Source organism: Lederbergia ruris (genome assembly GCF_018332955.1).
Classification (GTDB): domain Bacteria; phylum Bacillota; class Bacilli; order Bacillales; family Bacillaceae_C; genus Lederbergia; species Lederbergia ruris.
The window spans coordinates 148,450-164,069 of sequence record NZ_BORB01000003.1 but is presented as its reverse complement, the minus strand read 5'-3'; the positions used below and the strand labels follow the sequence as shown (position 1 = coordinate 164,069).

Genomic DNA, 15,620 nt, shown 5'->3' with positions numbered 1-15,620 from the left:
AGTAGTCCTACTATTACACTATGACCTGCCTTTTTCCTTTATGCCATAGACAAACTGAAAAAGGCTGGTTATAGCATTAAGCTCAGGAAACATCCGCCACTTTTGCCTTTTTCTGGTAACGAAAGGTTAGAAACCCATAACTAAAGGCGCCTAATAAAAGTAGGCTGGTTAGCCAATAAAGCCATCTAAGTCCAATAAAGTCTAATACAATAAAGCTAATTAACGGTCCTAAGGCAGAACCGAGATCCACCACCAATGTATAGTAGGTCATCATTTTAACGGAAGTTGGTCCGTTTGCTACGTCTGCTGCTAGAGAATCACTTGTCGTAATAAAAATAGTTGCCACTAATTGAAAAGCAAAGACTAGAATTAAAAAAAGCGGAAACGGTAAAGACAATGGTATGAATGCAAAGAGGACTGCCCCTAGAATATAAGCCAATAAAAGCATAGGCATGCGCCCATTTTTTCCATCTGACCATCTTCCTATTAAAGGGGCCGTAAACGGATCTGTTCCTAATTTAACGGACTGTACAATTCCTGCAACAGCCGCTGCCCCCAAAGAAAAGCCTAAAATGATAAAATTTTGATCCATTTGATATTCCATTAGTTTACTAATCGTTGAAAAATATATTCCATAGACTACCAAGGCAACAAGCAAACCATTGAATAATATTTTTAATTGAGTTTTATTTTTTAGGATCGATCCTTTTTTATCTACGGAACGATTTTTTTCTACTTCACTTAGGGTGTTTGGAACAAAGCGAACTGCAAATGGTAGGGTCAAGATTCCTAATATCGCAAAAACAGTCGTAATCCATTGGATGCCAATCAAGTCTGCAAATAGACCACCAATTAACATCCCAAAGAGTGTGCCCAAGCCCCAAAGCCCATTGTAAAGGCCCATAAATTGCCCTCTTGTCTGGCGATCACTTGAAGAAAGAACGGTTAAATAGCCGCCTAAGCGAAGTAAAGACCAAGAAATCCCCCAAAGAATTCGCATGATTAGTAAAAGCCAAAAACCCTTAAGTGTCCCATATGAATAGGTTGATACAACTGCTAAAATCACCGCAATCAGTACCCCAGTCCGTTTGCTAATTCTTTGGTAACACCAACCTACAACAGAATTAATTGGTAAGCGAATAATCCGGTTTATCGACAAAATAATACCTACCTGCCATAATGCAGTTAATCCAAAAAACTTCCAATAAATAGGCATCACAATTAACAACATTTCATTTCCGAGAACACTAATCGCCGTAATGATGGCAATAATAATGACAGGGGCTTTATTTACGGCTTTTTTGTGCATAAATGTTACTCTCCCTACTGAATTGAATATAGGAGTATTTTAATAGTAAGATATAGCTTTTACAACCTATTCACGGAAAAAGGAGGATTAATCCACTCACCCTTTGCTAGATCTCGGGGCCGAATCATTACTTCACCATCATATACTTGAACATACAACCCTTGGCAACCATTTGAGTCTATTACCTTTTCATGTCCTTGTTCATCTGGGCCATAGGTGTTATAAATAGCACCTGAATTTGCCATAGCAAAGCGACCTTTCACAAACATTTTTGGGAAATGCAGATCCCAATGTGTATGACCTGAAAATAAGATTATCTGCGGATAAGACGATAATAAATCATGTAATTCCCGTGCTTGAAGGACACCATTTTGATAATAGGGTAAATCCGTTCCAGCTAATGTAAATGGAAGAGGCTGATGCAAAAAGACAAAAATAGGTAACTTCATTGTTTTGTATTTTTTTAATGTTTGTTCCAACCAGTCTAACTGTTCCTTACTCAATACAGCCGAATCCTTCGTTGGGGATCCTATTGGCCCCCAGCTTTCTGAACCAAGGAATAGAAAAGGAAAACCTTTGACAATCCTCTCATAATAAAGCTTCTCAAGGCCGGCAAAGTTGAGAAATCGCTCAATGGAAGGACGGTTCCCGTCATTTTTAAAATATTCATGATTCCCGATTGTAAAGAAGGTGTTAGAGGGGTAGAATTCCCCCTCCATCACCTCGCGCACTTTTTGATAGCTTTCTTCTTTCCCATCACTAATCATATCGCCATTCACCACTAGAGCATCTGGAAAGGGATTGATCGCTTTTAGTTTGTGTAAGGCGCTCCGTAATTTTTCATGAGATTTCTTGTCCCCTACTGTTACCTGAAAATCACTGATCACGAAAAATTCCAAAATAGGTGTCCTCATTTTCTTCTCCTATTCGAAAATTGTCATCCCAAAGCTTTGCCGTTATTTACTCTCCTCTAGCAACTCACTGATCACAGGACTTTTCGTAATTTCCATGACTTTTCCACCTGAACGAATCGATTCGGTTGCTGCACAGCCTACGGCCACACTCATTCTTCCCGCAACAGGAGATGTCAGTGGTTGTTTATTGTGTAAAACTAGATTAATGAAGTCTTTGGTAATCTTAGGATCTGCGCCCCCATGACTGCCTTGCTCTTTTTTAATATCATAGGTTTGATCACTAAGTTCATTCCAAGAATTTGATTTTCTTGTTTTTACATATACTTTTCCTTCTAATTCGGAGTTTTCCATTCTCCCTTTTGTGCCAATAAAGACATAGTTTCGTTGATAATCTGGCGTAAAATGGCATTGAAGATAAGAAGCTTTAATACCACCTTCTAGCTCCATGATTAGCATATTGTTATCTTCTACATCAATTTCTTCACGGAAAGCACATTCTGTCAATGTATGAGGACTATATTCGGTACAAGTATCTTTCAAATCACATTCCGGACATGTGAGTGTATTCGGCATATCGCCGCCAAAGAAATCGAGACTTCCGAATGCTGAAACTCTTTTTGTATATTTACCTGTAATCCAATGAATCACATCCAAGTCATGGGAGCCTTTTTGTAATAGCAATGAGGTGGTATTACGGCTCAATCCATGCCAATCATGATAATAGAAATAACCACCAAACCCAACAAAATGTCTGACCCAAACCGCTTTAATATCACCGATAATCCCGGAATCGACAATCCCTTTCATTGTTTGATACATGCTCATATAACGCATATTAAAGCCGACCATCAAATGCTTTCCTGTTTCATTGGCGGTTTCAATGATGCGGTCACAGCCCTCTACGGTAATCGCTAAGGGCTTCTCACAATACACATGTTTCCCCGCCTTCAAAGCAGCTACAGCATGTTCTTCATGTAGAAAATCTGGTGATAGGACTGCGACAGCATCAATATCCTCTTGCTTTAGTAATTCACGATAATCCGTCGTCACAAAGGCATCAGGGTTTATCTCTTTCTTAAAATTAGCCAATCTGTCCTCTGAAATATCTGCTGCAGCCACAACAATCGATTCTCCATTAGGATCATGCCAATTTTTCGCAATCCCACTTCTTAATCCAGCTCCAATAATCCCCATTCTTACTTGTTTCATGTTTTTCACTCCCCTTGTTTTTTTAAAAACTGCATTTGAAACTATATTTAACTCCTTACAGGAGGCCGACCACAAATCATTACACCCTAGCACTGGAGTAGAAATAGCCGCCACTTCTTATCTTCTGCTTGCCACTCGATTTAAAGCCTTTTCAATTGCCTGATTCACTTCTTCTCGTAAATCAAATAGATAGCTAGCCTCTTGGGGATATTTTGTAAAACTAATCTCACCTTGGTACTCTATTTTACTAAGAACTTCTTCTTTTCCTTCTAACTCTGCAAGCCACTGGAAAGCCCGTAAATCCTGCAAGGCTTGATAAAAGACTTTTAATCGAATTGATGGGTACGCTTCTCCCTTTTTCCCAGGATATACAAGAAAGGGATCACCTGAAGGGAAGCCTTTTTTAGCATCTGTAATCTTGTATGGGTCAATAGGTTCCTTGGAAAATTGGCTATTATAAAAGTTATAGCCCCAATGAAGGAATCCTTCGATATCATATTTAAATAATTGTGTCGCTATCACTCTATTTCTTGCAGAGGGCATCGCCATGAACCGATTGCTTACATCTACGTTTTGTGAGCAACAGTAATACGTCCAAAGACCAGGAACTTGGTGATCAATAAAAGGTTGGATATGGTTAGAAGCAACAACTGGCTTCGCAACCACTCCCTTTTCATAAAAGCTATAATTGCTTAAAGCATCAATAACATGAAATCCTTTTAAGTAAGGTGCTACTAATTCTTTTGCTTTTGAATACATCTCAAGGTTTTGACCACCTGGCTCATCCGAAATATGGAAATAAACCTGTTCCTGTTGCCAATTTTCCTTTAAAAAGGCGGTTAATTCTGGTAAAAAGGCTTGTAAAAAAGCCTGATATTCCTCACTATCTGCTTTCACATGCCAACCAAACTTCTTCGTTAATTGTCCATTCTCCTGCACCATTATTTTCGGGGTAAATTCCGCCCCCCATTGGGTAAATAAATGGGCAATCTCAATATATTGAATATGATGGCGCTCACATATTTCCAACCATCTTTTTAAAAGGGAGAAATCAAATGAATACTTTCCGTTCTCATACTCCATTTGTACTAATTGAACGGTTGTTCTTTCTCCCCCTACCTCTGTATCCAGCGGTTGGGTGAAAATGGGGGTCAAAATCATATTAATGCCATATTCCCCGGCTGTTTGAATAAAGTTCTCCACAATGTTCCAATGTTCTTCAGAAAATGCCTCCACCTGATAGTAATCGGCTAAGCAATCGGCATGAAACCATTCCGTATGGATCAGCCTTTGGGCAGGGAGTTCATGAGGAAGAACACGAATTTCAACTGTCTCTTGGTAAAGAGATTGTTGTTCCTCATCTAAAACGGCAATTTTTATCGTCTGATTCCCTACAGCTTGGCTTCCCGGCTGGATATCGATCCAAATAGCATTCCATCCATCTGTTTCTAGTTGTACTTTTTCAGCTGTGACCGGCTCCAACAGATCGGGATATAATCCCGGTTCTATTGATAAATAATTGTCATCATGTCGGTCAGGATATGCCGGTAAATCAGATGGAACTTTTTTCACCTGGCTAAGTTTTATATCCACTGCATCCGCTTCCACTAGGAGCTGAACCGTCTTGTTTTCTAAACCTTCATACTGATAGGCTAATTGGAATGAATATAGCTCTTTTTGAAAGAGACTTATTCTATTTCTCTCCCATACCCGTGGTTGCTTTTTCGGAAAAACCTTTTCCAATGAATCTGTCAATTGGAATTGTAACATATACTTATTTACCCCTTTTCCTCTTGCGTAATTTTGGTTTTTCTTATTAATTCTTGGACAATATGAGGCTGAATTGTCCCTGTCCCTTGTTCCATAGCATTGGCTGTACCACATGCACAAGCCCATTTCAGACATTCTTCAAGTGAATATTTCTTCTGCAAAGCATAAGCCATTCCAGCCAACATGCTGTCGCCAGAGCCAACTGGGTTTACAACCTGTACAGTTGGGATCTCGGCCTTTAGAAAATGATCGTTCCCCACTAGAATAGCTCCTTCTTTTCCAAGTGATACAAGTACATACTGTACACCTTGGCCACAAATCTTTTTAGCGGCGGCGATCATTTCGTCCAACGTTAAATCAGGTTGATTCATATAGTTACAGAGTTCGTCTTTATTCGGCTTAATCAAAAATGGCTTTCCTTCTATACCTTTTTCAAGGGCCTCTCCACTTGTATCTAATAGAATAGGAATATGTACAGCTCGTGCCCATTCACCTATCTCTCGATAATAGGAAGCGGGAATGCCAGAAGCCAAGCTCCCAGATGCAATAATCATGCCCGCTTCACTCATCAGCTGTTTTAAGACCTCCTCGAATTCTTCCTGTTCCTCTTCAGATACAACTGGGCCTTTTTCCATCAACTCTGTTTGTGTTCCTAATTCTTCATCTAGAAAGGCTAGACAAGTTCTTGTCTCACCCTTTATCTCAATAAAAGTATGCTCAAGTTCTTCTTGTCCAAGCTGATCCATAATCCATTTGCCATTATTCCCACCTAAAAATCCTGTACAAACTGGGTTCTCGCCTAACTTTTTTAAGACACGGGATACATTTAGTCCCTTTCCACCTGCTGTTTTTCTTCCAGGCTCTACACGATGCCCGTGTCCAATTTTAAAATGGTCTACTTTATAAGCGATATCTACTGCTGGATTTAAGGTGACCGTTACAATCATTGACTTAACCTACGCTTTCTGTGCACTCTGGCACATCGTTATCTTACTTTCAACCACTTTCTTAAGATCCTCAATCGCTTCACTGAAATATTTACGTGGGTCATTTTCATCCACATGAGCAGATAAATAGTTTCTTAGCCCTGCAACATAAGCATTCTTTAATTCTGTTGCGACATTCACTTTACAAATGCCTAAGTGAATCGTTTCATGGACTAAGGCGTCAGGGATGCCAGAAGCCCCATGAAGAACAAGTGGAATATCCACAACCTCACGAATTTCTTTCAGACGCTCCAAGTCTAATTTTGGCTCTCCCTTATACAAACCATGTGCTGTTCCAATTGCAACTGCTAAAGTATCAATGCCTGTACGCTCCACAAACTCCCTCGCTTGATCAGGGTTGGTATAAATTGCATCCTTCTCATCTACACTCATATCATCCTCGATTCCACTTAAGCGACCTAGTTCAGCTTCCACGAGTACACCCTTCGGCCGAGCATAATCGACCACATCTTGAACGATTTTGATATTCTCTTCAAAGGAATGGTGACTCGCATCAATCATCACCGATCCTACTCCCATATCAATCATTCTTTTAATATCCTCAACATTTTCATGGTGATCCAAATGGACATCAAACGGAATGCTATACTTCTTCTTAGCGGCCTCCATGATTCCGATCAAAAATTCTTCCCCCACATATTTAACTGTTCCAGGTGTTGCGGCCAAAAGCACGGGGGATTGCATTTCCTCTGCTGTTTCCAGTACAGCCTTTGTAATCTCCAAATTATGGACATTAAAGGCAGGAATCGCATATTTCCCTGCTTGTGCTTGCTGAAAAAGATTCATTGTTGATGTTGCCATTTTACAATTCCCCCTCAAAAGGATAAATTTGCACGCCTTGAACAACTCGACTAATCACGCCTGTGGGGGATGGGTTATCCGGTGAAATTCCACTATGAAGTGATTTTTCATAAGCAAATAATTGGGCGAAAATGACAAAGGGTAGTGCAAGGTTAATATCGTCTTTGTCAGATAGTGGGATCGTGACTTGATAATCACTATATTTTTCCACGTCAGCATCTTGACTACCAGAAATAGCGACAATCTTCCCTCTATCTTCTGCCGCATAAATTTCTTTCAAAATATCAAGATCATACTTTCTTGTATACGGATGATTAGATAAATAGACAACGACCATCGTATTAGAACTTAAAATTGATTTTGGTCCATGGCGGAAACCCAAGGAGGTATCAAACATCGTTGGGAAACGCCCTGCTGTTAACTCTAAAAACTTGAGTGCCGATTCCCTGGATAATCCTTCAAATACCCCAGAACCTAAATAAACAATTCGCGAAAAATCCTCTTCTACTAATTTCGGAATGAGGTTGGCGCATATCTCTAACATTTCTTTTCCGGCTGTGGAAACATCCAAGATGGTCTGTTCAAAACCTGGTTTGTTTTCGCTGAATAGATATAAAGCAGTTAAAACCATCGTCGAATAACTACTTGTCATTGCTAATCCCTTATCATTGGATTCTTCTGGAAGAATAAGAACAAGTTGTCGTTCCTTCCCTTGTTCCCTCTTAGCAAGCGCCCCAGCTTGATTACAAGTAATGGTAATCTCATAGAATTCATCCACAAGCTTTTCCGCGAGTTCCACTGCAGCCACACTTTCAGGACTATTACCAGAACGTGCGAAGGAAACTAGAATAGTCGGAATCTCTTTATCTAAAAATAAATAAGGATTGGCTGTTAAATTCGTTGTGGAAATCGCCTCAGCCTCCCACCCTTTATTTCGAATCGCTTGTCTAACATACGGATAAATCGTTTCTCCGATGAATGCGCTTGTACCCGCACCCGTAAAAATCACACGTGCATGCGGATGCCTTTGCCCAATGGCATGGAGAAAGTGCTCCATTTTTTCCTTTTCCTTAGAAAATTGTCTGATTGTTTTAACCCATAGATCAGGTTGTTGCTCAATTTCTCTTCTTGTGTGAGTCAATTCTTTTTGAACTTTACTCAATTCATATCCTTCCTTCCGTGTAATGTTGTCATGACCAGATAATCCTAACACTACTCAGCGTTAAGTCAACTCCACTGAGTAGGTAAATTTGTCGCCTCGAGCGATAGTAGATGTGTATTCTACAACTGTTTCATGCTCAAATGTAAGCCTCTCAATTAATAAACTTGGCTCATTCTGACTGATTTGCAGTAACTCTGCTTCTTCCTGCGTCGTAGGTACTGCTCGGAAGCGTTCATTCGCTTTGGTTAGCTGCACCTGATATAAATCGCGGAATATCGTGTACATCGGTTGTTTTTTCAGTGCTTCTACTTGTAAATCTGGGAACTTTCTCACAGGCAGGTAGGAAGTCTCGTATAGCATAGGTGTGTCATCTGCTAATCTTAAACGTGTAATTTTATATAGCTGCTCTCCTTCTTCTAACTCCATCTTGATTGCTAATTTGCTATCGCAATCAACCTGTTCAAATGCTAAAACCTTTGTAGAAGGTACTTTGTTAATCTTTTTCATTTCTTCAGTAAAACTATAAAACTTTACCAAACTCTGATTAATGATTTTAGGCGAGACGTATGTCCCTTTTCCATGCTGTTTGTAAATGTAATTTTCCTTCTCTAACTCCTGCATGGCTTGCCTAACCGTTGTACGACTGACATTATACATTTCGCATAATTCACGCTCAGAAGGAAGGCGATCATGCTCTTTTAATTCCCCTGAATCTATTCTATCCACAAGAATGTCCATTAATTGATAATACAAGGGCAGCCGGTTGTCTTTCTGCATCATGATTCTCCTTCATTCCCTCACGTCATCTTGTCACTACCAGTATATTCATTTTATCATTGTCTATGAAGGAATGGAAGGGGAAACGCTTTAAATTTTATTTAAAGTCTTCTAGATGTTACTAAACTTTGAGTCTTTCCACACGATACCGACCTTGGAACTGAATTATCGAGCTTTTTCACGGGATTACGCAACCTCGGCACTGAATTACGGAACCATATCCAGAAGGGAGCGTTTTGGTACCCCCTTCTAATAAGACTTCCTATAATGGCAAAGATTGTTCTAATTCATCGTAAATACTGTCTATATGAGAATGATCGAAGCATTTTGAGTACAAGTCTTCTAACTGATCTTGTAATTCCTTTGCTTCTGCCAAATGTTTTTTCCCTTGTTTCATTTGTTCACGATATTTTGCTTCAATATGAGCAATTTCCTCCGCAAAAGCTTCATCTGTTCCCGGTGCTACTGTGAGTTCATACATATCAATGATGACATCTCCGGGGCGATCAGGAAAATATTCATGCGGGGCTGTACTATCAAAAACCGCCCAACCTAGTTCCCTTATTAAGACCATGTCCAGACTTTCTGGATCAAATCCGCATTGATAAATTTCTAAATCATACCCACGTTTTTCTGCTTCCGCAACGACTTTCTTTAATAACGTTGATTTTCCCGTTCCGGCTCGCCCTTTTAAGAAATATCTATTTTGCAAGCCTTCTGTAATGTTATCCACGAAATCAACAGCCCCTACGGGAGTAGCCGCTCCCAAGAAACGTCGCAATATCGTCGATTTTTTCGCAGTAGTTTTTTCCGTATCTGTAAATAAATTAGCAAGAAGATTTTCAGTTACTTGATCAGCTTGCGCGAAGTTCATTTTTCCAATGTAAATACCTTCCCAATCATCATGTATGCGCAGAGCCTTCCCATATGCTTCATAAGCTTTTTCATATTGTTCCTTCATTTTTCTCTGTAATAATTCAATTTCCGGTTGATTGGCTTCTAATTTTGCTGTGCGATCTTCTTGTTCAAGGTCAATCGTTTCCCATTCTGGCCCAACATACTCCTCACCTATGATACGTGGTGGATCCGCGTCGATCATCGCAAATCCTTTCTCCCGAATAATAAAACCTTCAATTTGATCAGGATGATTGGCTCTGTGAATGATTTCAATTAAACCTATATGATTTTTCCATTTATTTAACAACTGCTCCATTATCGCCGATTTTTCATTTTGAGACCTTCCAGTTAATAATAAAACCCGCTCGACATTCACTAAATTCGAATCATAGAGACTGTAGAATCCCTTGGCTGTATTGCCTCCTGCAAAATAGCGCAAAATCTTCCCGCTCATTTCATCATCTCCTATCTGATGAACTTCCTCCACTCTAGCCTATGCGATTATATGCACTTCTGACATACAACATGTTAAGAAAAGCGCAAGGGCTTTTTCATTTCAGGCAAGAATGGCAATAAGGCGGAAATTTGTGTTTATCATGGTACATGCCGTTTCACTGATTGCCTTTATGCCGTATATTGTAATGAATTTCAATTTCTGATCTTATTCAGTTAAATGCTGGGGACTAAGTATCAGCTGGAATGAGAAGTACTCCTGCCGGTACAGTCTTAGCAAGTGATGGAACTCATTTCTCAGCTGCGGATCTGGTCTTCCATCTTCAAGAACGTAAAGAAAGGAGAAAAATAATGTCATCCCATTCTAAGAAAAGAAGCAGTTATCGAGAACCAAAGCCTTACTTGGCTCCATATGTGGCAAGGGGAACAAATAGAGAGCTAACCGCTTCATCTTTACAAAACGAACAAACATTTCCGGCAGCCGCTGAATTGGATATTACCCAGGCAACCTCAGCATTCAGGGCAGTGAGAACTGGGCCGATGCCGTTAACGGCATTAACATTTACAGAAGTTTTATATACGACTGAAAGGCTAGACGTTAACAATGAATATGACACCGCGACTGGTAACTTTATTCCGCAGAATAGCGGCCTATACTCTTTTCACGCAAGCGTTGAGTTTTTCCCTACTACTACAGGTCAACTCTACTTTATTCAGTTATTGCTGAGGGTAAATGATAATCCTGTAGCTGATGCGTTTGATTATTTTCCTAGCAATGAAGGCTATACGAGTGTCTCTGCCATTGTTGATTTACAAGCAGGTGATGTCGTAGATGTCATGGCTAGGAGCGGTGTTGCCGGAACAATTAATAATTTCTCCAACCCAAACCAAGTACGATTTGAGGGAGTTCGAATTAATTAAAGGATTGAATATTTTGGGCTGATTCCAGGGGGAGTCCGCCTATTTTTATTCAGCTCTTTGATAATCGTAGAATTATCGTAGGAGAAGACGTTAAATTTGCTAGCCGCTGGGCGCTGGAGTTAGACAACTCCAACACTCAGGTTTATCCCAAAGAAATTTTTACACTTTCTTACCTTAAAAAAGACGGCATTGTGCTTTCCAATGTCGTCTTTCTTCTTAATCCTCTCTTTTCCTTGAACGAGAAGATCGGCTTTTTTGGATGAATTGGATCGCTTCTCTCGTTTCATCAATTGAAGCAATCGCTTTTTCGTATTGCTGAGAAGCCACACACATAAAGAGAATATCGATTGCATGAAGCTGGCCAATTCTAGAAGAAGTTGCTCCGCTACGGAAAGTCGGCTCCTTCGTCGCCGAAATATATAAACGTATATCCGCCTGTTCTGAGACGATCGATGAGCCATATTTTGTCAGACTAATCGTCGTCGCATCCTGTTTATTAGCCAATTCTAAAATTTTTGCTACTTCATACGTATTCCCCGAGAACGAAATCCCTACGACTACATCATGTTCCTTAGCATTCGCCACAGTCGTCGCCGCCATGTGGACATCGTTGAACGCTGTCGCATTTTTGTTAATTCTAAGAAACTTTTGCTGGGCATCTTCCGCAATAATATAAGAAGCCCCTACACCAAAAAAGTGAACCGTCGGCGCCTTTTCAATCACCGTAATAGCTTTCGATAATTCATCTGCACTTAATAATTCTGCCGTTTCTTTTAATGTTTGGATACTATTCGCCGTCATTTTTTCAATAATCGAATACTTCGATTCATTGGGCTCAATATCACGAAACTCATGGGCGGGTTCCTTTTGTAAATCACCTGCAATGCGCAGTTTCAATTCCTGTAATCCTTTTAAATCAAGGGATTTACATAATCGTATGACTGCCGCACTGCTGGTTGAACTTCTTTTCCCTAATTCACTTGCTGTTAATGAAATAGACTCCCGAGGATTTTCCAACATATAAGTAGCAATCTTTCTTTCTGAAGGAGGCAATTTCGGCAGCATTTCAGATAACATGACTAATCCACCTGTTGCAAATGACATAGACTTCAATCCTAACTCAATTTTTTCATTTATGGGAAAATTCCTCATAACGACCATATATACAAGATCCTACCATTTTCTCTCCTTCTCTTGCAACTACGCTCTCTCCAATCGTAACCACCACTTTGAATCGACCTCTTCCAGATGAAAAGAGAGTATTCGCAAATGGAACTGCTTGGTTTTGGTTCTCAAGAAAGTTTTTATTTATACAGAAGATATGGCTGTCTTTGCTGTTGGAACTGTTCCACTTCAACTTCGCAACTTTCCAGAAACGCTTTTGTTTGACCTTGAAAAATAATATCACGTAGCTTTTTGGTTCCAGCTAATAGATCGAAAAAATACTTACCGTACTGTTGTCTGAATTGAAAATCATGTGGATACATTTCAGCAATCAACTCTATAATCGTTAAGCCCGTTTGCAAAGAGAAAAAAGATTTACGATCAACGATATGCAATTGTACCCCTTCACAAACTTCTCCTTGGTATTTTTGCACATTCGGTACATAAGAAACTGGACGGGCTAAAACGCCAGATAGTTGTTTCTGGTTGAAGGCTTTTGCCAATTGATATCCATCAATATAGGGAGCACCAATATACTCAAATGGCTTCGTCGTTCCTCTTCCTTCCGATATATTAGTCCCTTCAATTAAACATGTGCCTGGATAAAGAATGGTCATATCAATTCCAGTTGTATTCGGGGAAGACGGCACCCAAAACAGGTCGGTTTCATCATAATAAAATTGTCTTTCCCATCCCTCCATTTTAATAACCGTTAAATCACAATCTATTCCCATCTCATGCTTATAGAATTGTGCAATCTCACCGACTGTAAGCCCATGTCGATTCGGTATAGGATAAAGCCCAACAAACGAGCGCACATCTTCCTCTACTAAATTCCCTTCAATGGAAACGCCCGAAATAGGATTCGGACGATCGAGGACAACAAATTCCTTACCATAGTCGGCACATGCCTCCATCACGTAAGCCATCGAGTAAATATACGTGTAATACCTTGACCCAATATCTTGCAGGTCAAACACAATGACATCGACAGGATCAAGCATCTCTTTACTTGGCTTTTTCGATACTCCGTATAGGCTATAGACAGGTAAACCAGTATAAGGATCGATGGAAGATTCTACTTGTTCCCCTTCTTTGGCATCTCCACGAATCCCATGCTCAGGTCCATATAAAGCCGTCAAATGAATGTCTTGGTGTTCATGAAACAAGTCAATGGCTGGAATAAGCTTTTCATTTACTCCTGTTAAATTCGTTAATAAGCCAATACGCTTTCCTTTAAAAGCTTGGTAATCTTTTTCTAAAAATAAGTCTAAGCCAATTTTCATCCTCTCACCACTCTCTTTTAAACCTAGTTTTATAATTCATATCCTGGGATAAAACCACCTTTTCGTACGTTAGTTCCAGTTGGAAACTTTAGCGTTTGCGCATATTGCGTTCGATTTACACACCCACGTACCGTTCCTAACGCTTTATAATAATCATAATAGCGGAAAGAGGAAGAGTTCATAATAAACCAATAGTGGGACAACGCTTCTAAATACGTATCGAATTCCTCTGAAACATCGACATAGATATCAGGTACATACCCTTCCATATCTTCCCAATTCTCACTATGATAAATCCCGTAGTAATGGGGGGGGAGTCCCTCAAGGTCAAAACCAGGAAGACCTGCCTTTAGCTGAGCTGCTTGCACAATTTTGTAACAAAGGGCATGATCAGAATGGATGCTATTTTCCCAATGAGTAATTACCACATTCGGTTTAATCTTTCTTAATAAGGTTGCCACTCGTGTCACAATTTCGTCATTAAAGGTAAGCTCTGCATCCTTATAATCCAACGTAATCGTCTTTACGCCAAGTACTTCCGCAACCTTCTCAGACTCTTTTATTTTTTGCTCACGGTATTCTTCAACCGAGATATGAGGCGGATTTCCTTTCTCCCCCGCTGTTAAATGAACAAAAGTGACTTCATGTCCCGCTTTTGCATATTTATGGGCAATCGCACCTGCTTGAAGTTCTACATCTCCGCAATGGGCTCCTACTAACGCTAGTTTCATAATAATTCCTCCTAAAAGTAATAAAATCTACTGTTCATTGAACTATTTTTCTCATTTAAATACTTTATAACTTGTGATACCTATTTCCCTTTTTTAGTGAACTAACTTCATTAGCAGTTCTTCGCTCAATAGACGTTTTACGCAATTATCGATGATGTTTAGTCAATATTCTTTTTCATGACATGAAAGGTTCGAGTGATTTCAAACCCTGTTTTTTTATAAAGATGACCGGCGGCACTTTTTTCACCCGTCCAAAGAAACCAAGCACCATGCAAGCTTTGTGCTTTCATTTGTTCCAAGCACAGATTCAAAAGAATTTTCCCCAATCCTTTTCCTTGTTCCTCTGGCTCTACTCCAAATGGACCGAATCTATCAGGGACACCCTCGTATCCACCGAAAATGCAAAAGCCTACCACATTTCCACCATTTCTGGCAACAAGAATATGTTCCATCGGCAGACCTTGAAGAACCCCTTCTCTGATTGCACGTCCCCAGTCTGGGTTGAATTTCAGATTTGCAAACTGAATGACTTCATACAGGTCTTTATCTTCAGCAAGCGAAAAAGAATAGCCTTCGTTCTCCCTTTGTTTAATCAATTCTTTGACATTTTCCGGTATTTTGAAATCAACAATATTGCGATCCATGGCAACTGGAGAGTACAGTTTTGAAAATCCTTCTGCTTGCAAAAATTGATACGCCTCGGGATAGGCCTCTTCGTCAATACCAGGCATAATGTAGTTCGGTGCGTAAGAGGCGAAAAACAGCTGCTTCCGTCCATTTTCTTTCAAAAAGTTAGAAGCCTCTTTCATTAGTTGTGCCCCTACGCCAGACTTACGGTATTCTTTATCAACAAAGAAGAATGGGATCCATCCATTATCTGGCTCTAAATCAGTGTCAAACATTGGTAATAATCTTCTGACCGCATAGACGCATCCAATTAATTTGTCATTTTCAAACGCTAACCTCATCCCTTTTGGATCAAAATTTGCATCCAACAGGACGAGATTGCGAAAACGTTTAGGAGTAATAGGATCCTTCCATAAACTTTCATTCCATAATTTGATAATTTTCTTTTCGTCACCAGATTCGTAGTGTCGATATGTGTACATTGTTCATTTCTCCTTTCACAGCATTTTACTAATCTTTGTGTTTGGGATGATTGGACTTGGGAAATGACTAGCTAGGGAAGCAATTTTTCCTTCGACTATCTTTCTTCACT

Annotated in this window: 14 protein-coding genes; 1 reads left to right on the top strand and 13 read right to left on the bottom strand. The window is 39.8% G+C overall.

Annotated features, from left to right (window positions below; all coding sequences use genetic code 11):
- Nucleotides 1–82 precede the first annotated feature (82 nt).
- The 9 genes from KI363_RS03190 to KI363_RS03150 form a co-directional block, all read right to left on the bottom strand.
- Nucleotides 83–1,309 carry an MFS transporter gene (locus KI363_RS03190; RefSeq protein WP_158320639.1) on the bottom strand — a complete coding sequence of 409 codons (1,227 nt, stop codon included), beginning with the start codon at nt 1,307–1,309 and terminating at the stop codon, nt 83–85.
- A 59-nt stretch (nt 1,310–1,368) separates the two neighbouring features.
- Nucleotides 1,369–2,223: a metallophosphoesterase family protein gene (locus KI363_RS03185; protein ID WP_158320637.1), complete on the bottom strand. Its 855-nt coding sequence runs from the start codon at nt 2,221–2,223 to the stop codon at nt 1,369–1,371.
- Nucleotides 2,224–2,265: 42 nt separating this feature from the next.
- Nucleotides 2,266–3,432, bottom strand: a complete 1,167-nt coding sequence (locus KI363_RS03180; protein ID WP_158320635.1) for a Gfo/Idh/MocA family protein — start codon at nt 3,430–3,432, stop codon at nt 2,266–2,268.
- Between the two features lie 117 nt (nt 3,433–3,549).
- The gene (locus tag KI363_RS03175) at nt 3,550–5,202 is read right to left on the bottom strand and encodes a DUF4091 domain-containing protein (RefSeq protein ID WP_212965478.1); all 1,653 of its coding nucleotides are present in this window, start codon (nt 5,200–5,202) and stop codon (nt 3,550–3,552) included.
- A gap of 8 nt (nt 5,203–5,210) precedes the next feature.
- The gene (gene pfkB, locus KI363_RS03170; protein WP_212965477.1) at nt 5,211–6,149 is read right to left on the bottom strand and encodes a 1-phosphofructokinase; all 939 of its coding nucleotides are present in this window, start codon (nt 6,147–6,149) and stop codon (nt 5,211–5,213) included.
- 9 nt (nt 6,150–6,158) lie between these two features.
- The gene (gatY, locus tag KI363_RS03165; RefSeq protein ID WP_212965476.1) at nt 6,159–7,010 is read right to left on the bottom strand and encodes a tagatose-bisphosphate aldolase subunit GatY; all 852 of its coding nucleotides are present in this window, start codon (nt 7,008–7,010) and stop codon (nt 6,159–6,161) included.
- A gap of 1 nt (nt 7,011) precedes the next feature.
- Nucleotides 7,012–8,172 carry an SIS domain-containing protein gene (locus tag KI363_RS03160; protein WP_212965475.1) on the bottom strand — a complete coding sequence of 387 codons (1,161 nt, stop codon included), beginning with the start codon at nt 8,170–8,172 and terminating at the stop codon, nt 7,012–7,014.
- A 60-nt stretch (nt 8,173–8,232) separates the two neighbouring features.
- Nucleotides 8,233–8,949: a GntR family transcriptional regulator gene (locus KI363_RS03155; protein ID WP_246516728.1), complete on the bottom strand. Its 717-nt coding sequence runs from the start codon at nt 8,947–8,949 to the stop codon at nt 8,233–8,235.
- Between the two features lie 262 nt (nt 8,950–9,211).
- Complete coding sequence (locus KI363_RS03150; protein WP_212965474.1) at nt 9,212–10,300, bottom strand: hypothetical protein; 1,089 nt, start codon at nt 10,298–10,300, stop codon at nt 9,212–9,214.
- A gap of 350 nt (nt 10,301–10,650) precedes the next feature.
- Between KI363_RS03150 and KI363_RS03145 the strand changes: the two genes are divergently transcribed.
- Nucleotides 10,651–11,220 (top strand): C1q-like domain-containing protein, encoded by a 570-nt coding sequence (locus KI363_RS03145; protein WP_212965473.1) that lies wholly within the window; start codon nt 10,651–10,653, stop codon nt 11,218–11,220.
- A 216-nt stretch (nt 11,221–11,436) separates the two neighbouring features.
- Here the strand turns inward: KI363_RS03145 and KI363_RS03140 are convergent, their stop codons facing one another.
- From KI363_RS03140 to KI363_RS03125, 4 genes are all read right to left on the bottom strand, one after another.
- Nucleotides 11,437–12,324 carry a MurR/RpiR family transcriptional regulator gene (locus tag KI363_RS03140; protein ID WP_191967331.1) on the bottom strand — a complete coding sequence of 296 codons (888 nt, stop codon included), beginning with the start codon at nt 12,322–12,324 and terminating at the stop codon, nt 11,437–11,439.
- 200 nt (nt 12,325–12,524) lie between these two features.
- A complete protein-coding gene (locus KI363_RS03135) occupies nt 12,525–13,670 on the bottom strand; it encodes an exo-beta-N-acetylmuramidase NamZ family protein (protein WP_158320627.1) in 1,146 nt (381 codons plus the stop codon).
- A gap of 29 nt (nt 13,671–13,699) precedes the next feature.
- Entirely contained in the window at nt 13,700–14,401 is a 702-nt protein-coding gene (locus tag KI363_RS03130; RefSeq protein ID WP_158320626.1) for a PIG-L deacetylase family protein, read from the bottom strand.
- Nucleotides 14,402–14,559: 158 nt separating this feature from the next.
- Nucleotides 14,560–15,510, bottom strand: coding sequence for a GNAT family N-acetyltransferase (locus KI363_RS03125; protein WP_158320625.1), 951 nt, complete (start codon nt 15,508–15,510; stop codon nt 14,560–14,562).
- Nucleotides 15,511–15,620: the final 110 nt, after the last annotated feature.